Below are 20,368 nucleotides of genomic sequence, written 5' to 3'. Positions count from 1 at the left end.
GCGAAAATGACTAGAAGAACCGATAGATTAGGCGAGCAGTTCCGCGAAGAGATCTCCAAGCTCATCCAGAAGGGCTTGAAGGATCCGCGCGTGAGCACTCTCGCGAGCATTACCCGTGTGGACATTACCGAAGACCTGAGCTATGCAAAGGCCCTCGTCTCGGTGATGGGTTCCGATAAAGAAAAGCGCGATACGCTTGTCGGACTCAACAATTCCGCCGGCTTTATCCGTGGCGTCTTGGGCAAGGCTTTGAAAATTTTCAAGGTTCCGGAGCTCAAGTTCGTTCTTGACGAAAATCTCGAACATGCCATGCACATTGAAGATATCCTTGCAGAACTGAAGCAGAAAGGGGAACTTTAATTGTCCTCTTCCGGCTTCGTCCTTTTGGACAAAATTGCAGGTGAAACATCTTTTAAGGCCCTTTTCCCTCTGAAAAGGGTCTTTTGTACTAAACGTGTGGGCCATGCGGGTACGCTTGATTTGCGTGCAAGCGGGCTCATTATTGCCGCTACGGGTCGTGCAACGCGCCTTTTGCCTTACATCGAGGCGAAGGACAAGTGCTATACGTTCCGCCTCCACCTTGGCTATGAAACCGATACCCTGGAATGGGACGGGGAAGTGGTTAAGGTAGACGACAAATGCGTGGGGCGAGAGTCGCAGCCATGCTTGCATGGATATGACCGAGCCCAGCATTTGGGACTTGAGCAAAGCGAAAGTCCAAAGACTAGAGACGAGAGTAGTTGTCATCCTGGAGCCGAAGGCGATAGGATCCAGTGCGGAGTGCCATCGGTGACGCGTGCGGACCTCGAAGCGGTTTTGCCGCAGTTCATTGGCGACATTGACCAGGTTCCGCCGAATTACTGTGCCGTGAAAATTAACGGTCATCGCGCTAGCGACTTGGCGAATCGTGGTCGTGATGTGGAACTCAAGCCTCGCCGCATCCATATCGAATCGCTCAAAGTTGTGGGCGAGGGGCTTGTGACGGAAGGCTGTACCGGCAAGAGCTTTGCCACGTTTGATTTGGAATGCAACTGTAGCAAGGGAACGTACATCCGTTCGCTCGGTCGAGATTTGGCTCGTGCGCTTGGAACGTGCGGTTGCGTCTCTATGATCCGTCGCCACCGCATTGGTGATGTGACTGTGGATCGCGCTGTTCGTGGGGACGCCCTTACGCCGGAACATTTGCTCCCTGTAGACCAGGTGCTTGATTTCCCGGTTGTCCGCTTGAATGACGACCAGGTGAAAGCGATTCGTTTAGGAAATTGGGTGCCGTGGCGCACTCCTGTTGAAAATTTAAGCACGACGCCAGGGGCGGAAAAGTTTGTCTTTACCGCCGATAAAGATGGCGCTGTGATTGGGCTTGGCGTTTATGACCCGGGCCGCATTTGCCCCAAGTTCTTTTTAGGTGATGATTAAAAAGGTGATGATTGGATGAAACGCGCTGTGACAATGGGTAATTTTGATGGATGCCATTTGGGGCATCAGGCGCTTTTTCGCACGCTCAAGGCGGTTGCCGAAGTGAACCATTTGCAGCCGACAGTCATCAGCTTTGAACCGCATTCCAATTACGTCTTGCGTGGGCCGGGTGATCCGTTGCTCCTCACGACGACCGAAGAAAAACGCGAATTTATCGAAAGCTTTGGCCTCGAATTTTTGGTTTTGCCGTTCACGCACGAATTGGCAAAACTCCCGTTTGATAAATTTGTCCGCACGGAACTGATTGAAAAGCGCGAAGTCGTTTCGATGTTCTTTGGCCATGACCATTGCTTTGGCGCTGGCGGCAAGGGCAATTACGAGACGATTACCGCTGCGTTCCCGGAACTCTCGACGCAGATGCTTTCAATGGTTTTGCACAAGGGCGAACGCGTGAGCTCTTCTGCAGTGCGCAATGCGCTTTTGAACGGCGATGTGGACCGCGCGCAGACTTATCTGGGGCGCCCGTATCGCTTGTCCGGAACGGTTGTGGTCGGCAAGCGCCTTGGTCATACGATTGGATTTCCGACGGCAAATGTGCAAATGGAACAGTACAAGTTCTTGCCGAGAGGTGGCGTGTATGTCGCCAGTGCAAGACTCTCGGACGGTCGCATTTATCGCTCTGTTGTGAACATTGGAACGCAACCGACAACGCCCGGAACGCATAACCTTGCGGTCGAAGCGTATCTGCTCGACTTTAGCGAAGACATTTACGGCCAGCACTTAGCGCTGGACTTGCTCGCCTTTTTGCGCCCTGAAAAGAAGTTCGCAAGCATCGAAGATTTGGTCCGCCAGATTGGCATGGACGCCGACACCGCCAAGAATTACAACGGAAACCATTGGGCGGAGTAGGGTAAGGAATAGATTCTAATTCCGAAAACTATTGCGGCTGAATTATTTTTTTGCTTTTTTCATTTCTTGATATGCTTTCTCGATTTCCTCGAGCTTTTTCTTGTCTGTTGAGCGTAGAAGGAGCTTACTTTGTCCTTCCCGTTTTGGTGGAGTTTCCAGTCCCAATGTCTTGTACATATCCTGGACCAAAATCGCGATATCACCATAGTCAAGTCCAGTTTCTTTAATGTTATGTGTTGTAATAGCGATGGCGATGTAGGTAAACCCTGCATCTTTTATCATCTGTATTAGCGGCTTATAGGATTGAAGTTTCTTCAAGAAGTTTTCTCTATTATCATTCGGTTCTGCAATTTTATCTGGGTCCAAAACAATGACAATATCATTTGTGTCATATTTCGGTGCATAACTTGGTGCATGACGGTATTTAAGCAGGTCTCTAAAAACTTCATCGAATATGGATAAAGGGGCAACGGCGACTTTATCGTCCCTGTGCTGTGTAAGCTTGTGCTTCAGATGGGGCGGCCATATCCCGCCTTCGCCTTGGCCAACGGCTGAATAGATATTGTTGTTCTCATCGACAATCACGCTATCCAGCATGCCGTTCTTTTCGGAGTAAAGTGCCCATACGATACGTCCGGCATCATCTTCGTATTCCTTGTGAAGCGAAATGTAGCGGCTCTCATATAAGTCGTGTGCGGCTCTGTAATAAAAATTTTTTGAAAAACCTCCGAATGCACCGATGACCATATAGTTCTTCGTGATTTGCAGGGATAGATTTAGCATTTGTTCTTCCGCCCAGCAGAGGGCAGAACATGCCAAGGCTAACGCCAGTATCTTTCTAACACTTTTGAGCATAATCGTTTTTCGCTTTTCCGGTAAAGTTGGTGCTCGTAATTTTGAACACTGTTACGGTGGCGGCCTGCGCGGGTGTGAATTCGAATTTGTGCGGGATCGCTGATTGCGAGGAATGCGCGGAATCTGGGGATTGTGGCGTTCCCGCAACTTGTCGTTTCATTAGGAGCGAGATTCCGCGGCATTTTTCAGTCACGTCTTCGACGATTTCGGCCTTGCCTTGTCCGACGACACTTGCGTAAAAGCGCCCGCTTTTGCAATAGGCTTCTTCGTGAATTTCGATGCGGTTTTCGACGCACATGCTGAATGCGACATTCGGATTTTTGCGGATGCAGTCGAGTTTCTTGCCGACATGAGCGCAATGGAAATACAGCTCTAGAACGCCGCTGTTAAGGCTGTATCCGAATGACAGCGGAATCACGTAAGGCATGCTTGCATCTGCATCATCTGTCATTGCAACATGGCAAGTCGTGCATTGCTCAATAATCTTTGCGATGTTTTCGTCGCCTAAAACTTCTCTGTCCTTGCGCCGCATGTTACCTCAACTTTTTTTACGCTGTTTGAATTAAAATATAATCTTTCAAAGGGTGTGTAATTCGTGAAGTCGCAATTTGCGGCATCACGAATTTTTAAAAGTCTCAAAAATTACACAATCGTGTTGTCCAGGCAGAAGACTTCGGCGAGTTGCTTGTCGTCCATGTCGGCGAGCCATGTTTCGCCGGCGTTCACGGTCAAGTTGGCGATGGCTTTTTTGGTTTCGAGGAGCGCATTGATTTTCTCTTCGAAGGTGCCTTTGGTGATAAAGCGGTGGACTTGGACGTTGCGCTTTTGGCCGATACGGAAGGCGCGGTCGGTGGCTTGCGCTTCGATGGCGGGGTTCCACCACAAATCGTAATGGATGACTTGCGAGGCTGCGACGAGATTGAGGCCGGTGCCTCCTGCCTTGAGCGAGAGGATGAGTACTTTGCAGTCTGGATTTTCTTGGAAATCCTGGATCATTTCGGAACGCTGCGTTTGTGTGCAACCGCCGTGGTAGAAATGCGTACGGAGGCCGAGTTCGCTTTCGATGGTGGCTTTTAGCAGGTGCCCCATTTCGGCAAATTGCGTGAAGATGAGCGTCTTTTCGCCTTGCTCTTGGATGGATGTGAGGAGGTCCAGGAGCATTTGCATCTTGCCGGATTCGAGTTTGCTGGACTTTTGGGACGCGGCGTTGTCGTCTAACCCCTTGAGGAATGTGGCGGGGTGGTTGCAGATTTGCTTGAGCGCAAGAATCATCTGCAAAATGATGCCTTTACGCTTGAAGAGTGCGTGGGCGTCGTTTGCCTTTTCGCTGAGGGCTTGCTCCATCTCAAGCTCTTGCATAAAGTGTTCGAGCGTTTTTTGATAAAGGGCGGCTTGTGAGCGCGTGAGTTCGGCGTATTCGTCCTGGATGATTTTGTCGGGCAAGTCGCTGATGATGCTCTTGTCGGTCTTGAGGCGACGCAACATGAACGGTGCCGTGATTTTGCGGAATGTTTCGGCAACGACTTGATTGCCGTTCTTTTGAATCGGCGTTTCGAACTTTTCGCGGAATTCACTTGCGCTTGGAAAAAATCCGTGGTTCGCAAAATCCATGATGGTCCAGAATTCCATGAGGCGGTTTTCGACTGGAGTGCCGCTCATCGCGATTTTCATCGGGGCGCGCATGCGGCGGAGCAATTTACTCTGTTCGCTATCGGCGTTTTTGATGTTTTGTGCTTCGTCGATGATAATCGTTTGCCATTCGTGTTTGTCGAGTTCGGCAAAGTCCTTGCGGAACGTGGCGTACGTGGTAAGCAACACATCGGCATTGAACTTTTGCAGATCGCGGCGGCCTCCGTGGTACGCAAAGAACGTGAGTTCCGGTGCGAATTTTTTGATTTCGACTTGCCAGTTGCAAAGGAGGCCGGCGGGCATTACGACGATGGCTTTTTTCTCCGCGAATTTGCCTTCCTGCTTCATCTTGAGGAGGAACGTGATGACTTGTAGCGTCTTGCCGAGGCCCATGTCATCGGCGAGAATGCAACCGAACCCGATTTCCAGATTCTTGTACATCCAGGAGTAGCCGCGCATTTGATAGGGGCGGAGTGTCGCGTTCAGATTCTCGGGCAACGGAATGTCCGTTTCGGCACGCCAGGCGTCGAACTGTTGCTTGAAATCGCTCGCCATTTCAACCGGAATGTTGTCGCATTCGCCGGTGAAGCAAGCTTGTACGAGTTTGGCTTGCGTGATTTCTGGAACGGAATCTTCTTCGAGGATTTCGTCGGTTCCTTCCGCTTCTCCGGCAACCTTTTTGTCTTTGCCGTTTTTCGCAGACTCGCCAGACTTGCCTTCTATTTTATCGCGGATGGATTGCAAATCCTGTTCGGTAATTTGCACGTAACTGGACTTGTATTTTAAAAGTCCGTCCGCTTGTTCGGCGAGTTCCAAGAATTCCTTTGCTGAAATATTTTCGTCTCCGATGGCGATTTCCCAATCGAAGTCAAGCAGGTCGCCAGCAGTAAATGCACCAAAGCTCATGCTGCCTTGCAAGCGCATCTTGGGTTTCGGTTTTCCGATGTTCAACAAATTCTTTGGAATTTCTGTTTGGATGCCGAACAGTTGGAGTTTTTTGAGGCAATCCTGCAAAAAGTCGAGGAGTTCGGCGCCTCGCATCAGAATCGGTTCGCTCGCACGGCGTTCCAAATAGGCGTCGAGTGGCTTGAATCCATCGGCAATGCCATTCAAAACGCTCATAATCGAGAGCAGTCGCGAGTCGTTGTTTTCGAATAGTTCCGAAAGTGGCGTGCGTCTTGCGATATTTCCGGCGGCACTCGCAGCATCTTCGTCAAGTACAAAAACGTCCAGCGCTACATCTTCGTCCATTTCGCTACAGACAAAGAGAATCTGCGTGCGGCAACCAAGGCAAGAATACACCGAGAGCCATTGCTGGATTTTCCCAGGAATGGCGTGTGCATTGTTCGCGAGCTTCCCTGAAACGCTATCGAAAAAGAATGAAAGTAAGTTGCCGTGATTCGTCTTGAGCGGCGTCTTGTATTTGCGTGCAAATTTCAAGAGCTGCGAGATGAACAGCGAAAGAATGTGCTCGGCGGGTTCCGCGATTTCGAAGAAGGATTCTTCTTTGCTTGTCCACGCGAGTTCTCGCGGGGCGGTGACTTCGAGATCGGCAACAATGTAGAGAATCTCGGGAAGCATTTCGGCGGGGAGCCAGCGCATCTGCGCCACGTCTTTCCCGACCCAAAAAACTTGCGGATAAATGGCTCCGGTGCGCACAAGGTAAAAAGCCACTTGCAACATCAAGTGCAAGTAACGCACGGAGTAGTGATGCCACGAAAAATTCCCGGCGCTGAGGCAGCAAAGCGCTCCCATCACGTTTGTGACGGTAAGGTTGCTGTTGATGATTTTGCCTGCCATGGACTGCTCAAAATTCCAATGCCATCCGGGCTTGTGGAACAGTCGCAGTTGCTCGTTTTCCATCAGGAACGTCTTCGCATTGTTCACGCGGAACTGTTCCGAGAAAGCATCGAAATTATCGAAGTCGGTAAAGAACTTGTGGCACGATTCTAGTTCGTCTGTAAAGCTCTTGCGGAAGTTCCCGGCGGGGCAGAACTTGGGGAAGTTTTGCAACATCGCGGGCAGAATGTGCGAGTAGTCTTTCCAGCTCTTGAAATCGAATGTCGGCAGTTGCTTGGGCGGGATGCTGTTTTGCGATTCGCGGCCCGAGCCTTTATACCCACCAAATAAACTTGCGCTCGCGTCTTCTGCATGAGAAAGTTCGGCGACATTTTGGGCCTCGCGTTCATCGCTATCCCCGGCGCTTTCTCCTTTGCCATTCCCGGCGGCATTTTCTGAAACTTCTACTTCGTTTCCGGTTTCATTTTCGGCGCCAGTTCCCACGAGTCTCGTCGCCTTGCTGAACGACCTCACGAGATTTGCTTCGGGCGGAGCTTCCATTTCCATCGCGTCCGGCTTGTAGTCCTTGATAAATTCCAGGTCGAGTCCGTGGATTTTGAAAAGGATGTTCGGCTCCTTGTCCGCCTGTTCTGCAATTTTTAAAAATGTGGCAACGAGGTACTTGCACGGGCGTTCATCACGACAGTCGCAACCCATGTTGACTTTGGCCGGGTCGTCAAAAAGCTGAAGCCCGCTTTTGCTCATCAAAAGCTCAAGTGAGGGGCTAAGTGCCTTGTTATTGAACGCCAAAAGTTCTGCGGGCTGTTGCTTCAAAAAACTCACGAAGATTTCGGAAGATTCCTTAGAAAATTTCGGGAAGACGATGTAATTGTTGTGCAGGCCACCGTTCGGGCCTTTCACCACGGATATCACACGGTTGTCGACGATATCTATGCTTGTGACCTGGCCACGTGCAGCAAATTTGAGTCCCTGCAAAACGGTTTGCTCGCTTGCGGTTGCGAGAATCGAACTCAACCACTTGTTTGCCCACCAAGTCTTTCCGTAACTTCCAAAATCCATGCGCCCAAATATAGCAAAAAGTGCTCAAATGAACAAACGAACCGTGCTCCTGCAGCAAATGAACAGTTTGGCAGAGTCAAAAACTGCACAATATCACGATGTGATTTATATTAATTGCATTAGGCGTGTAAATTTGTATATTATTGCTATTAAATCAATAAATAAAGAGGATTTTATGAAGTTTTCTCATGCTTTGATTTTGGCTAGCTCCCTTGCTTTCTTTGCTTGCGGTGGTGATGACGATGATGATTCCCCGGCAGGTCCGTCTAAGACCTCTTATGATTGCACCGTGTCCAACGGCGTCAAGGTTGCTTACCCGACCATTAGTGAACAGTTTAAGATTGGCCAGACGATTGATGTTGTCTTTGGCACGACTATTGAAGATGGCTACCGCATTGTGTTCAAGAAGAATACTAGCGATGCAGGCTTGGACTTGCTTGATGAATCCTACGATTTGACAGGTCCGGCTGATGGCAAGACTTGCCACACTGTAAAGGTTAAGCTCGATGCCGAAAAGGGTGTTGAAGCGACGTTGACTGGTATTATCCGCGTTATTCCGTACAACAACCAGAATAAGGGCAATAACTCCGAACTCTTTGTTGTCAAGGAATGATCCCTCAGTTCAATGACCAAAGCATCACCGTAGCCATTGTTGGTTGCGGTGGTTTTATTGGTTGTCACCTTCTCGACGCTATTTTGACGCGCACCCAGTGGCGCGTTTTTGGCGTTGATTTGGATTTTTATAGAATCCAGCACCGACTGAATGACGAACGATGCGAGTTCATGGTCGCAGACCTCGCCGATAAGAGCGTCGTTGAACGAATTGCAAAATATCCGATTGTCGTGAATTTGGCGGCAATTTGCGTGCCGAGCCGCTACATGGCGGAAGCACCCGAAGTCATTCGTAGCAATTATGACCATCCGGCAGCGTTGGCCGATGCTTGTGCAAAGTCTGGCTCTTGGCTGATTCATTTTTCGACGTCCGAAATTTATGGGCGCACGTCGGCGGATTCGGGCTTGCTTGTTGAAGATGAATCGGAACTTACTTTTGGACCGGTGACGGCGAGCCGCTGGAGCTATGCAACTGCGAAACTTTTGACGGAACGTTATATCGCGGGCCTCAAGAATTTGAAGTGGACCGTGGTTCGTCCGTTCAACTTTGTCGGACCTTACATGGACTTTATGCCGGGCGTCGATGGTTCGGGCATTCCGCGTGTGCTTGCTAATTTCTCGTCGGCGCTTGTTCGCGGCGAGCCGCTGAAGCTTGTGAATGGCGGTGTTGCAAAGCGCAGTTTCACGAGCGTCTTTGATGCGGTCGATTTTATGTTTGCGCTGTTTGAAGTGGGCCTCTCGGCGAATGCTGTTGGATGTGTTGCGGAAAAATCGCCAATGTCGCAGGCGTTCAATATCGGAAATCCGGAGAACGAACTCACGATTGCGGAACTCGCCAATAAAATGCGCAAAATCTTTGCCGAAATCAAGGGCGTAAGTGTTGATACAATTCCTGAACCGGAAGTAGTTTCTGGCGTAGAATATTACGGCGAAGGTTACGAAGACTCCTTGCGTCGCTTGCCGTCTGTCGAAAAGGCGGAACGCTTGCTTCACTTTAAGGCGAAGACTCCGATTGACGTAGTGCTTCGCGAATCCTTGACGTGGTTTGTAAATCACTATGGATCCGAATTCAATTGATTATTTTATCTTTGTTCCTGCGTACAACGTAGAAAAAACTCTTGGTGAAGTCCTCTCCAAAATTGAGGAATCTGTTTTGGCACGTGCGCATGTGCTTGTGATAGATGACGGTTCGCAAGATGGAACGGCGCAGGCATTTGTGCGCTTTATATCGAGTTGCGCGGAAAATGCGGAATGCGCGTGTGATTCAGAAAATGCGCACGACCTCAAATCGCATTTTGAATATTTTAAGTTTGAACAAAATAACGGCTACGGAGCTGTTGTCAAAAAGGGACTTGCCGATGGGATTGCTTCGGGTGCGGCGTTTATCGCTTGCTTGCACGGTGATGGCCAATACCCAGCTGAAAAGTTGGGCGAGTTCTTTGAAGAAATGGAAAACTGCAATCTCGACTTGTTGCAGGGCTCTCGCCATGCGGTAGCGGGGGAGGCCAAACGCGGTGGCATGCCTTTATATAAGCGGCTCGGCGGGGTGTTTCTCACTGTGCTTGAAAATAGGGCGTTCCGCGTAAAGCTTACGGATCGCCATAGTGGCTTTATCGTTTATTCCTCGCGGTTCCTGAAAACGGTTGATTTGAATCGCTTGAGCCCATCGTTTGATATTGACTTGGAACTCATTTCTATTGCCGATGCTCGCCATTTTGCTGTTGCAGAACTTCCGATTCCGACGCGTTATGCCGATGAAAAATCGAACCTTAATGTGATTACTTACGGTATGCGCGTTCTACGCCAAATCTGGCGAAGACAGTTTGTGATTCGCTGAAAATACTCTAAGTTCTATTAAAGAAAAAACTAATAACTAACGACCATTGACCAATAACTATATATATTATAGGCATGGTTAAAGATTTAATTCATGCTTTGAATGGTGTTCTGCTGGGCAAGCAGGATCAGGTTGAAATGCTTGTGATGGCGCTCCTTGCCGATGGTCATGTGCTTATCGAAGATGTTCCGGGAACGGGCAAGACGACAATTGCGAAGGCGCTTGCCACGGCGATTGGGGCTGACTTTGCGCGTATCCAGTTTACACCGGACTTGTTGCCCGCTGATGTGACCGGAGGTGCCGTGTTCAAGGCGAATACGGGTGAGTTCGAAATCCGCAAAGGACCGGTTTTTACGCAGGTCTTGCTCGCGGATGAAATCAACCGCGCATCTCCGCGAACGCAGAGTGCGCTTTTGGAAGCGATGGAAGAACGCCAGGTGTCGCTTGAAGGCGAGCGACATGCGCTCCCGAAAATGTTCATGGTGCTTGCGACTGAGAACCCTGTGGAATTTCACGGCGTGTTTCCGCAGCCCGAAGCGCAGATGGATAGATTCTTGGTGCGCCTTTCGCTCGGGTATCCGACGGCGGAGACGGAACTGAATATTTTGCGTGCACATCGTGACGGGCGTCCGCTCGATACGCTTACGGCAGTGACGACTCCTGATGAAATTATTGCAGTGCGGAACGATGTCCGCAAAATTCACATTGATGAATCTCTTGAAATGTACGTGGTTTCGCTGGTACAGGCGACGCGTACGAATCCGGCGGTGCGCTTGGCAGCAAGCCCGCGTGCGGGAATCAATCTCATCAAGATGGCGCAAGCTTGCGCGTATGTCGCGGGTCGCGATTTCGTGAATCCCGATGACATCCAGCATGTGTTCTTCCCGGTGATGGAACATCGCGTGTTCGCCAAGGATTCCAATACGCCCGGTGCTTCCAGACAAATTCTCGAAGGCATCCTGAAACAGGTGAAAGTACCGAAGTAAAAACTTCACTGGATCCAGCTCCTTCGAACCTAAGAATTGTAGGGTAATAAATTACCAACAATTCTATATCAGCCCTACAGGCTTCAGGATGACGTTCTTTTTACATGAACCTCTACTTCCCACTTCTAACTTCCTACCGCCTACTTTTAACCTCCTACTTCTTATCGTCTACTTCCAACTTCCTACTAAGTTCTAAGCTCTAAGTTCTGCCAACTAATCCTCCCATGTCCCTTTTACGTTATTTTATAAACGCCATTCCAAGAAGTCCCAAGCGCAAGGGATTCTTGATGCGTTTGTACTACATTTGGCAAGAAGGCTTTACGCAGGTGGGGCATGCGGCGGCAGCGCTAATGCTATTCTCGATGTTTGCAGGAGCGGTGCCCGGATTTTGGGCGGCGTGGGTGTTTTGCGGTTTGGACTTCATGTATTTTCTTGCGCTCGTGCCGTGCCTTTTTATGACCGTGCGCAAGAGCAAGTTTAAGGCGGGTGACATTTCTGTTCGGAATGTTTATGAGGGCGAAACGTCAACCGTTGACTTGTACATTACTGCCGAAGACAAATTAAATGCGGTGTCGCTTGGATGTTTCCGCATGGATCCATCGCTCAAGTGCGAAGAGTCTTCGCTTGTGGCGATTGCTGCTGGAGAAACTGCAAAACTCACTTGCAAAATCCAGACGAAAAAGCGCGGCGCATTTGAAATCCCAAAAGTGGCGGTGATTATTCCGGAAATCAATGGTGCCTTGCGTTATGCGGCGAATGCAGGGAAAGCGAAATTGCTTGTGTTCCCGCGACCGTTGCGTGTGGGGACTTTCCCGTTTTTGACATCGGGTGCAAGCGGTGTTGTATTTGCTCCGCTGCTGATGCCGAGTCTTACACGCGGGATGGATTTTGTGGGCGTGCGCGAATATCGCGAGGGCGATTCTTTGCGCGATTTGCATCACAAGGCTTTTGCACGTTACGGCAAGCCATTCACGAAAGAATTTGAGACGGAACGCGGTGCTGGTGCGATTCTCGTGCTGGACGTGACGGCACGTAGTTTGCGCGAAAAATCGGCTGTTGAAATGCTGATTCGCTTGGCGGCTGGCGTTGGCTTGTGGCTTTTGGAACGCAAGGCGCTTGGTCGATTCTTCATTGGTGATGACGAAATTGCGCTTGTGCAGGGGGATGGTGGCGTGAGCTTCTTGGAAGCGCTTGCGCGAATCCCGGCTGCGTCTTGGCTAGGGGCGCGCACTTCGAATGGCTCGCGCGTATCTCGAAATACTGTAAATTCTCGAAGTGCGACAAGTGCGCAGAAACTTTGGTCGCCGGCGGCACGCCCGCTTGGCCCTGTGCTCCGCATGGGGCTTTTCGCGACTGAAGATCCGCTTGTGCATAAGCAGGTGATTTTGGATGCGCGTTCCAAGTTGACGGACGAATCTAAGATCGCAATTTCCGATGATGTTTTGGCTGTGAACGCGGCGCATCTCGAACACGTTTTTAATGAACGTTTGCATCGTGAACGAGCGCATTTAGAGCGTCCACTTGAAAGTTCCCGCGAAGCGGAGGTCAGTCTATGATGAACTTCCGTGAAATTTGCAAGACGATTTTCTTCTGTATTGTCTCCATCAATTTGGGCGTTTCAAGTGGGCTTGAAATTCTTGGCTTTGTTTTTGCAGCCTTGTTTATCGCGATTCACGTCAAACAATATTTGCTTTCAAAGTCTGCGACGAACCAGAGAAAAATCCCGCGTTACAGAAAAATTTTCGCATACGGTGCGATTGTTCCATGCGCGTTGTGGTGGGTGCTCACGCCGAGCGTTGAAATGGGAGTTTCGCCATATTTGGTCTTTATCCCGGCGTGGTATTTACTTTATTTGGCGTGGCTGCAAAAGCGGAGTCTCGGGAATGGCGGCTACGAAGTCTTTGTCGTGTTCAATGGCGTTGCCGCACTTTTCATGGGGCTATTCCAAGCGCCTCGTGCAAGTGTCATCAGTGCCGTTGTGGCGCTATTGCTTGCGGTATATGCGTTTGGCCGTCCGCACGTTGCTCTTTACAAGCGGTTGCTTTTCGTTTTACTTTATGCGAGTCTGTGCGGCTCGTCGTATCTCGGTTTTAAATATTGGAAAAGTAATCGCTATTACAGTGGTCGCTGGGCCGAAGAGTATTACGTGAAAAATCGCGTGATGGGATTTGATCCCGTGGCTGCATTGGGCTCCTTCTCTAGTAATTACAATTCCAAGTACAATAGCGAAATTGTCCTCCGCGTTTGGGATACGCTTGCACCCACGTACCTGCGGGCTGCCGCCTATGAAAAATATGTGGCGGGCATCTGGAAACTCCCGGCGACGGCCGAGAAGAAACTTTATCCGGCGCGTTATCGGGTGGACTACGCTGTCTTTGAATCTGAAGATTCTGCGGTGGTTGCGCCAAATGTCAAATCCGTTTGGGTGCAGGCGACTCTCGACAATTTCGGCTTTATGTTTGCCCCTCCGAATGTTGTGGGCGTGGCGAGCAAAAATGCAGACTCCCTAGATTACTATTCAACGAACGTTTTTGCGGGCGCGAATGGAACTCGTAGTGACTGGTTTTATTATGTGCCTGATTCTGCGGAAACTCTTGCGATTGCGGCGCGTTCTTCAACAAAATCAACGACGATTGAATCTCTTTCCTCATTTTTGCAAATCCCAAGCAAAGAAAAATCACTCCTAGATACAATTGCCGCTGCGATGTCTCTCCCGACCACGCATCTCGATAGTGTAAGTCTTGCTCCTGATTCTGCGGCTCTTGTGAACAGAACTTTGGACTCCGCACAATTCGCAGTCCAGACGTTAAAATTAATTGAATCTTATTTTATACATAATTTCAAATATTCTTACGTTGTTCCTGGGCGACGTGTAAATTCAAAAATCGACCCCATTGCAATTTTCTGGAAAACTAAAGAGGGCTATTGCGAGTACTACGCAACGCTTGCGACACTCCTTTTGCGCCATCAGGGAATTCCGGCGCGCTACGTGACCGGCTTTGCTCACCCGGAACATATCGCTGGCCGCCCGTATGCGACATTCCGCCGTCGTCATAGCCATGCCTGGGTTGAAGTCTACATTGAGCAGAAATGGTACATTTTTGACCCGACTCCGCCATTAACCGAAATGACGTTTGCAAAACCCTCATGGCTTTCCATAAAGCTAGAAGGCTTGAAAGGCCGTTTCTCGTACGTAATGCATTTGCTCAAGGATGGGGAGTGGCGTCGTGTCGTTGATAGCTGGCAAACCGCTTCGGAGCGTTTCGTTTCTAGCCCCGCGCTTTATATCGCGCTTGTAGTCTTGCTCCTTGTTTTGGCACTACTGAAGTTTCGTGGACTCCATCGCCAATCAGGTCAGCAAAATGTCTCGAAAAATGCGGTCCAATGGATTGCGCTCCTTGCCGATGCCGAAAAACGCCTTGCCCGCTTAGGCTTTGTTCGTGCTCCCGGTGAGACTGTTTCCGCTTTTGCCAAGCGAGTGGAACAAGCGTTAAATACTACGCGGGCGACTGCTCAAGCAACAAAAAAGGCGAGTCCCAAGGACCCGCATTTTGAACAAGCTTTGTCTACTGCTTTAGATCAGTTGCGAGAATACGAACGTAACCGCTGGAAGGCAAGTTAGTCGGCCGAAACGAAGGTGAAAATTTCGGTCGTGTTCTGTTTGTCGACGAGATCGGCTTGCTTCATTTCCGGTTCCATGAAGAAAAGTCCCTGAAGTGTCAATGAGACCTTGTTCGCTTCGACTGTTACGGTTGCCGGGAGCGTTACATCGCTCTTTTCCATACATTCGTTACCGATTCGTGCGTAAAGATGGATAGATGTTCCGACAATGTCCCAGATTCCGTAAGTTTTTCCGGTCGGAGTTTGGCAATCGGCCTTGCTTAGGGGTGAGTTGGTGAATTCAAATGTGTTGGTTTTCTTTTCGGAATCGATATAGAACCTGAGTGTAGCTGGGCTAGCGGTCAAGTCATGGCTCTGGTCGATGCCGTAGGCAATGTCTGTTCCGACAGTCTTTGCTACGGTCGGGCCGTTGATGCTCCATGTACCAATGACGCAGTCTGCGGAAAGCCCTGCGGCGCACTGTTCGGCCTTAGTCGGCGGGGGCGTGGAAGAATCGCTACAGGCGGTGAACAATGTTGTTGCAATCGCAAGGGAAGCCAAGATTTTGATTGTCATATAAATCCTCTTTTTTAAAGGGAATATATATAAAAAAATAGATGTTGCAGAATCCTACAACGCGTTTTTCCAAAGATTTAACAAAAGAGTGGAAATTAGGGTATATTTAGAGCGTTGTTGGGGGGTACTTTAGTGCCCCAAGGAGTGTAGAATGAAAGTCTCGCGTCTTGTGGGATTGTTTTTTGGTGTGGGATTGGCGGCTTCTATGACTCATGCCGCACCGGATCCCAATTTTCACATCTATCTCGCTTTTGGCCAGTCCAATATGGAAGGGCAGGGCAATATCGAAAACCAGGATAGGACTGTTGATGAACGATTCCAGATCCTTTGGTCTGCGGATAATGGTTCCTGTTCTGGCAAGACAAAAGGGAAGTGGGCCAAGGCTACACCGCCGCTCGCTCATTGCAATAATGCTAAACTCGGCCCCACGGACTACTTTGGCCGCACCATGGTCGAAAAGACTGATCCGCAAATCAAGGTGGGTGTCGTCATAGTGGCGGTTGCCGGATGCAGTATTCAGCTATTTGACAAGGATAAATATCAGAACTATGTCAATTCCATCAGGATGTCGCAGAGTTGGATGACTGGTTATATCAATCAGTATGGCGGTAATCCATATGGTCGTTTGATTGAAATGGCCAAAAAGGCGCAAGCGGATGGTGTCATCAAGGGAATCATCTTCCATCAGGGTGAAACGGATGCCGGTGACGGTCAATGGCCCTCCAAAGTCAAAAAGGTTTACGACAACATTATCAAGGATTTGGGGCTAGGCAATGATGTGCCGTTCCTTGCTGGCGAAGTGTTGCGTGTCGGTTCTAGCAAGGGCGCGAATAACAATATCGCAAAACTCCCGCAGCAGTCCAAGAATTTTTACGTTGTCTCGTCCGAAGGCTTTAACCAGGCGCTGGGCGATGGACAGAATGTCCACTTTATCTCGCAGGAATACCGCGAATTTGGTAAACGCTATGCTGAAAAGATGATTGAAGTCCTTGGAAATAAGTTGGATCCTGTTGCGGAATCGAGCAGTAGCGAAACACCGTCGAGTTCATCGGAAGCGAAAAGTTCCTCGAGTTCCGTTCCGGTTGAATCCTCTAGCTCGTCGGAGGTTCACCACCATAGTAGCTCTTCTACGGTTGGAGGTGTTGCCATCCCGAATGCAATCTACGCTTTTTATGTCGGTAAGGTTTCTTATGCGGGTGACTTTGTACAAGTACCGCTTACTTTATCAAGATCGGGCTTTGTGAATATTCGCCTTTATTCCGTGCTTGGTGCCGAAGTTGTCAGTGTCAATCGCATATTGAGCGCTGGCGAACACGATGTCTTGATTTCCAAGAAAAAGGTGCCGTCGGGCGTTTATATGATGAGTGTTATCACTGAGTCGTCGCAAATTGTACAGCGAGTGAATTTGCAATAATAAGTTCTCCTCAATGCTAAGGGCTCCGTGTTTTTACGCGGGGCTCTTTCTTTATTGCTTTTGGTGGAAAAGAGCGAAATGTGTTACTAAATCATTGAAAATTTAATTTTAGTAGCATGTTTTTTGGGAAAAAACGTCCTTTTTTAAGAATGAAATGTTGCGGAAACACTTATTCAATGCTCACGATTTCCAGTTCTTCGCCAACGACTTTAAATTTGACTTCAAATTCGGCGAAGGTAAATCCGTAAACTCGTTTGGGGTCGTTTTGGTAGGCGGGGCGCGGGTCCTGCTCCAGGACTTCTATAAGCGCCGTTTGCTTGTCTGCGCTCAGGTTTTTTAGCGCTTCGGGATTCTTGACGTGAATCTTATTTTGCTTCACTGCGTCTGCAAAGCCGCCAACCGCTTCGGGGTGGGCGTCCGTGTAAGGCAGGTACGGCTTGATATCAACAATCGGGGTGCCATCCATGAGGTCTGCGCCGCTCACAACAATTTCTGGACCTTCGGGCGTATCGAGATTGACGCTTTCGATTTTTACGCAAGAAAGTGCGATCGGATTCGGGCGAAAGCTCGAACGTGTGGCAAAAACGCCGAGGCGCTTATTGCCGCCAAGTCTTGGCGGGCGCACGGTCGGGCTCCATGTGCTGCGAATATTCTCCGAAAAAATCCACATAATCCACAGGTGGCTAAATCCCTCGAGACCGCGGAGTGCATCCGCATTGCTGAAATCCGGCTCAAAGCGTATGGTCGAGCGCAAGTTTTGCACTAGTCCACTTTGACGCGGAATGCCAAACTTTTCGTGAAAGTCGCTTTTGATTCGTGCGATGATTTTAAAAGTCAGTTCTTGCATAGGGAATTGCCGTGCTTTAAGTCCTTGTCACGCTTGCGCAGAGCGGGCCTCCTTATAACATAGCAAAAAAGAAAGGCCAGAGTTTGCAAGCGTTCGCTTTGGACTCTAGCCTTTTTAAGTGTGGGATTGATGATTATTGAAACTTTTTGTTGTTGTCATGCCCGCTGGGCGGGCGATTTCGTTAATGCGGTTTATTTAATTGCGATAGCTTTTTTCAAGAGCAACTTGCCGTTAGTACCAACAACCTTTGCGATGTACTTGCCGGTCGGGAGTTTCTTGAGGCTTACGCTTCTATTGCCGTTTACGTCTGCTGTAAGGAGCGTCTTGCCGTTCAGCGCGATGACTTCGAGCTTGCTTTCGCTCGGGACGTTTACCAGCAAAGTTCTGTTCTGCTGCGTGAGCGTTACCTTGCCAATGCTGCGCGTAATTTTGTTGAGTCCTGTCGGCGGAACTTCGACAAATTCAGTGCCTTCCGGAGCGCCCACGATGGTGCCACGACCCACGGTGCTCATGTAAACAACGCCGAAGGTGTTCATGTCGCCCTGTACGAAGTTTCCGTTACCCGGACCGCCGAACTGGTGCAAGTCGTCGTTCACGCGTTCGAATGTCTTGCACTTGTCTGTACTGCGGTAAATGCCAATCGGATCGCCTGATTTTGCAGCTCCCCAGATAAAGATGGTTTCGTAGTCGGCTCCATCCTTGGCCTTGCCGATGCCCACGGCGATTGCGGTCGATGCGCCTTCGCAATGGTTCCAGCTCTTGCCACCGTCTTCGGTGTAGGCAAGTCCGTTTTCGCTGAATCCCTTCGGGAGCCAAACTTGAGACTGGTCTACAGGAACCCAGAGGTGGCCTTCTCTGCCGGGAACCGTGCGGATGAGTCCGCCGCCATTATAGTATTCGCCAGCCTGTTCGTTCTGCAAGCGTGCTTCAGCTTCAGCAAAAGTCTTACCGCCGTCGGTGGATCTGTAAAGCGTGCCCATACCGCCCATGACGTAGAATGTTTTAGGATCTACGGGGTCTGCGACAATGCGGGAATAGTTTGTCTGCGTGCCGGTTTCGACGGCGGTCCAAGAGGCGCCATTATCATCGGAGCGGTAAACTGTTGCGCCCTGGTCTGGACGGTGCAACATGATTTTGCCATCTGCAGAAAGTACCACCAAGCCCTTCGGGCCCTTGAGTGTGGTCTTTACGCTGTCCCAGGTCTTGCCCATGTCATCGGAACGGTACATCACGTTGAAGTTCTGTGAATCGTACTTGCCGTAAACGGTAATCACGCCTGTGCGCACCAAGCTTCCGGTAAGCGGGGCGTAACCCATGCTTTCGGTAGTGCCGATTGTCGGCTTGTGGCGCTGGGCGCTCTGCTTAATGTCCGTGTAAACTGCGCCGTCATAGTCGCCAATAGCGGTGACAAGCGGGCCTCCCGGAATGCTCACGATGTCGAGCGGCACGGTTTCTTCGATGCCCTTGGACATGAATTTCCAAAGGGGAACCTTTGCGGAGACGTCTTCAGTCATAAAGATGCCGTTACCGCTTGTGACCCAAGCTTCCTTGTTGTTGAACGGGTTAATTTCGAGGGAACCTGCCCAGTGGATGGCATTGCCCGGAATCCAGTCGGTGCCGTTTGCGTCAATGTTCGGAATGTCGTTGTAATGCTGTCCGTGATTCCAGGTCTTGCCGCCGTCAGTGGTGGCGTAGATGCGGTCGCCGTAATTCTCTTTTTCGTCTTTGGTCACGTGGCGGCCGGTGTACTTGCCCAATGTCGAAATCACGATATGGTTCTTGTCCGACGGGTCAATGGCCACGCCGCCGTAAGAGCTCTTGTCCTTTTCGTAGCTCTTGGTGGTGCTACCTTCGTGTTCCACGGAATCGCTCGGGGTGAGGTCGGTCCATGTGCCGCCGGCGATGTTGTACTTGTAGAAACCGCCGCTTGCGATGTTGTATGGGCCAGGGCCGTCGGCGAAGGTTACGTACATGTCTCCGTCAACAATCTTTGCGCGGTGCGGCATGAGTCCTGTGGGGACGCCTTTGATGGCTTCCCAGGTGGCGCCGCCGTCGTGGCTTACCTGCAAATTGTCCTTGGTTTCAGAAATGCCGATGTAAATGGTCTTGGTGGAACCGTCGGCGTTTTTGCCCTGCGATTCGTCGAACATCACGAAGCTAATGCCGTTCACGCCGTTCAGGCTAGATTCGGTTGCGGTAGAAAGGGCGACCTTGTAGGCGCTTGTCCAAGTTTTACCGTAGTCGGTACTTTTGTAAAGGCCCTTGGTGCGGCTTCCGCAGAAGATGATATTTGGCTTGTTGGGGTCCACGGCGAGTTTTTCACCAGTCTGGCGGCCCATGCCGTTGCCGTGGGCGAGCATCTCTACATAGCTTGTGTCCCAGGTAGCGCCGAAGTCTTCACTGCGGAGCACTGCTGTGCGGCCCTTGCTAAAATAGCCGGTGCCGGCGAGTACGTAAATGCGCTTGGGGTCGGTGGGGTCGAGTGCAAAAGCTTCGGTGCCGTAAAGACCTTTGTCGTTTTCCGAGATGAAATCCATCAGCGGAATCCAGGTCTTGTTTTCAAAATCAAAGCGGTAAATGCCACCCACGTCTGTGCGTGCGTACAGCAGGTTCTTGGCCTTGGGGTGGAACATTACGGCAGAAACGAATCCACCGCCATCAAAGCGGACATTGCCCCATTCGTATTTTTCGGCGCTTGCACTTGTGGCGAGAGTGAGTGCGGTGATGCCGACCATTGAAATTTTACCAAACATATCGTCTCCGTTGGAATTTTGAGAACAATTAAAACCCTAACAACTATAGATAATATATATTAAAATTTGAAAAAG

The 20,368-nt window shown here is 50.0% G+C and carries 16 protein-coding genes; 10 read left to right on the top strand and 6 right to left on the bottom strand.

From position 1 onward, the window contains the following. Nucleotides 1-6: 6 nt before the first annotated feature. The 3 genes from rbfA to ribF all read left to right on the top strand — a co-directional run bounded on the left by rbfA (nucleotide 7) and on the right by ribF (nucleotide 2,325). A complete protein-coding gene (gene rbfA, locus B3A20_RS11825; protein WP_290765063.1) occupies nucleotides 7-360 on the top strand; it encodes a 30S ribosome-binding factor RbfA in 354 nt (117 codons plus the stop codon). 96 nt (nucleotides 361-456) lie between these two features. After that, on the top strand, nucleotides 457-1,416 hold the full coding sequence (locus B3A20_RS11820) for a tRNA pseudouridine synthase B (RefSeq protein ID WP_414655239.1): 960 nt from the start codon (nucleotides 457-459) through the stop codon (nucleotides 1,414-1,416). Between the two features lie 15 nt (nucleotides 1,417-1,431). Continuing rightward, nucleotides 1,432-2,325, top strand: coding sequence for a riboflavin biosynthesis protein RibF (gene ribF / locus B3A20_RS11815; RefSeq protein WP_290765059.1), 894 nt, complete (start codon nucleotides 1,432-1,434; stop codon nucleotides 2,323-2,325). Nucleotides 2,326-2,367: 42 nt separating this feature from the next. Here ribF and B3A20_RS11810 read toward each other — a convergent pair whose 3' ends face one another. From B3A20_RS11810 to B3A20_RS11800, 3 genes are all read right to left on the bottom strand, one after another. Beyond that, nucleotides 2,368-3,180 (bottom strand): hypothetical protein, encoded by an 813-nt coding sequence (locus B3A20_RS11810; RefSeq protein ID WP_290765056.1) that lies wholly within the window; start codon nucleotides 3,178-3,180, stop codon nucleotides 2,368-2,370. Continuing rightward, nucleotides 3,164-3,712 (bottom strand): pyridoxamine 5'-phosphate oxidase family protein, encoded by a 549-nt coding sequence (locus B3A20_RS11805; RefSeq protein WP_290765053.1) that lies wholly within the window; start codon nucleotides 3,710-3,712, stop codon nucleotides 3,164-3,166. The genes B3A20_RS11810 and B3A20_RS11805 overlap by 17 nt, the downstream gene beginning before the upstream one ends. A gap of 110 nt (nucleotides 3,713-3,822) precedes the next feature. After that, a complete protein-coding gene (locus tag B3A20_RS11800; protein ID WP_290765051.1) occupies nucleotides 3,823-7,668 on the bottom strand; it encodes a DEAD/DEAH box helicase in 3,846 nt (1,281 codons plus the stop codon). 175 nt (nucleotides 7,669-7,843) lie between these two features. Here B3A20_RS11800 and B3A20_RS11795 point away from each other — a divergent pair, with 175 nt between their 5' ends. The 6 genes from B3A20_RS11795 (at nucleotide 7,844) to B3A20_RS11770 (ending at nucleotide 14,725) form a co-directional block, all read left to right on the top strand. Next, nucleotides 7,844-8,281: a hypothetical protein gene (locus B3A20_RS11795; protein ID WP_290765049.1), complete on the top strand. Its 438-nt coding sequence runs from the start codon at nucleotides 7,844-7,846 to the stop codon at nucleotides 8,279-8,281. Then, entirely contained in the window at nucleotides 8,278-9,357 is a 1,080-nt protein-coding gene (locus B3A20_RS11790) for an NAD-dependent epimerase/dehydratase family protein (RefSeq protein ID WP_290765047.1), read from the top strand. The genes B3A20_RS11795 and B3A20_RS11790 overlap by 4 nt, the downstream gene beginning before the upstream one ends. Then, nucleotides 9,338-10,117 carry a glycosyltransferase family 2 protein gene (locus tag B3A20_RS11785; RefSeq protein ID WP_290765045.1) on the top strand — a complete coding sequence of 260 codons (780 nt, stop codon included), beginning with the start codon at nucleotides 9,338-9,340 and terminating at the stop codon, nucleotides 10,115-10,117. Before B3A20_RS11790 ends, B3A20_RS11785 begins: the two co-directional genes overlap by 20 nt. A 74-nt stretch (nucleotides 10,118-10,191) precedes the next feature. Further along, the gene (locus B3A20_RS11780) at nucleotides 10,192-11,103 is read left to right on the top strand and encodes an AAA family ATPase (protein WP_290765042.1); all 912 of its coding nucleotides are present in this window, start codon (nucleotides 10,192-10,194) and stop codon (nucleotides 11,101-11,103) included. A gap of 224 nt (nucleotides 11,104-11,327) precedes the next feature. Then, nucleotides 11,328-12,659, top strand: a complete 1,332-nt coding sequence (locus tag B3A20_RS11775) for a DUF58 domain-containing protein (RefSeq protein ID WP_290765040.1) — start codon at nucleotides 11,328-11,330, stop codon at nucleotides 12,657-12,659. Further along, on the top strand, nucleotides 12,656-14,725 hold the full coding sequence (locus tag B3A20_RS11770) for a transglutaminase-like domain-containing protein (RefSeq protein ID WP_290765038.1): 2,070 nt from the start codon (nucleotides 12,656-12,658) through the stop codon (nucleotides 14,723-14,725). The genes B3A20_RS11775 and B3A20_RS11770 overlap by 4 nt, the downstream gene beginning before the upstream one ends. On the opposite strand, the gene B3A20_RS11765 is transcribed toward B3A20_RS11770, so the two are convergent. Then, a complete protein-coding gene (locus B3A20_RS11765) occupies nucleotides 14,722-15,279 on the bottom strand; it encodes a hypothetical protein (RefSeq protein ID WP_290765035.1) in 558 nt (185 codons plus the stop codon). The genes B3A20_RS11770 and B3A20_RS11765 overlap by 4 nt on opposite strands. Before the next feature lie 151 nt (nucleotides 15,280-15,430). Between B3A20_RS11765 and B3A20_RS11760 the strand changes: the two genes are divergently transcribed. After that, a complete protein-coding gene (locus B3A20_RS11760; protein ID WP_290765033.1) occupies nucleotides 15,431-16,693 on the top strand; it encodes a sialate O-acetylesterase in 1,263 nt (420 codons plus the stop codon). Between the two features lie 169 nt (nucleotides 16,694-16,862). On the opposite strand, the gene tsaA is transcribed toward B3A20_RS11760, so the two are convergent. Then, a complete protein-coding gene (gene tsaA, locus B3A20_RS11755; RefSeq protein ID WP_290765031.1) occupies nucleotides 16,863-17,540 on the bottom strand; it encodes a tRNA (N6-threonylcarbamoyladenosine(37)-N6)-methyltransferase TrmO in 678 nt (225 codons plus the stop codon). A gap of 191 nt (nucleotides 17,541-17,731) precedes the next feature. Continuing rightward, on the bottom strand, nucleotides 17,732-20,293 hold the full coding sequence (locus tag B3A20_RS11750; RefSeq protein WP_290765029.1) for a VPS10 domain-containing protein: 2,562 nt from the start codon (nucleotides 20,291-20,293) through the stop codon (nucleotides 17,732-17,734). Between the last annotated feature and the right edge of the window lie 75 nt (nucleotides 20,294-20,368).

The organism is Fibrobacter sp. UBA4297, from assembly GCF_002394865.1.
Lineage (GTDB): Bacteria > Fibrobacterota > Fibrobacteria > Fibrobacterales > Fibrobacteraceae > Fibrobacter.
The sequence above is the reverse complement of the archived record's forward strand: the minus strand, read 5'-3'. Positions and strand labels throughout refer to the sequence as shown.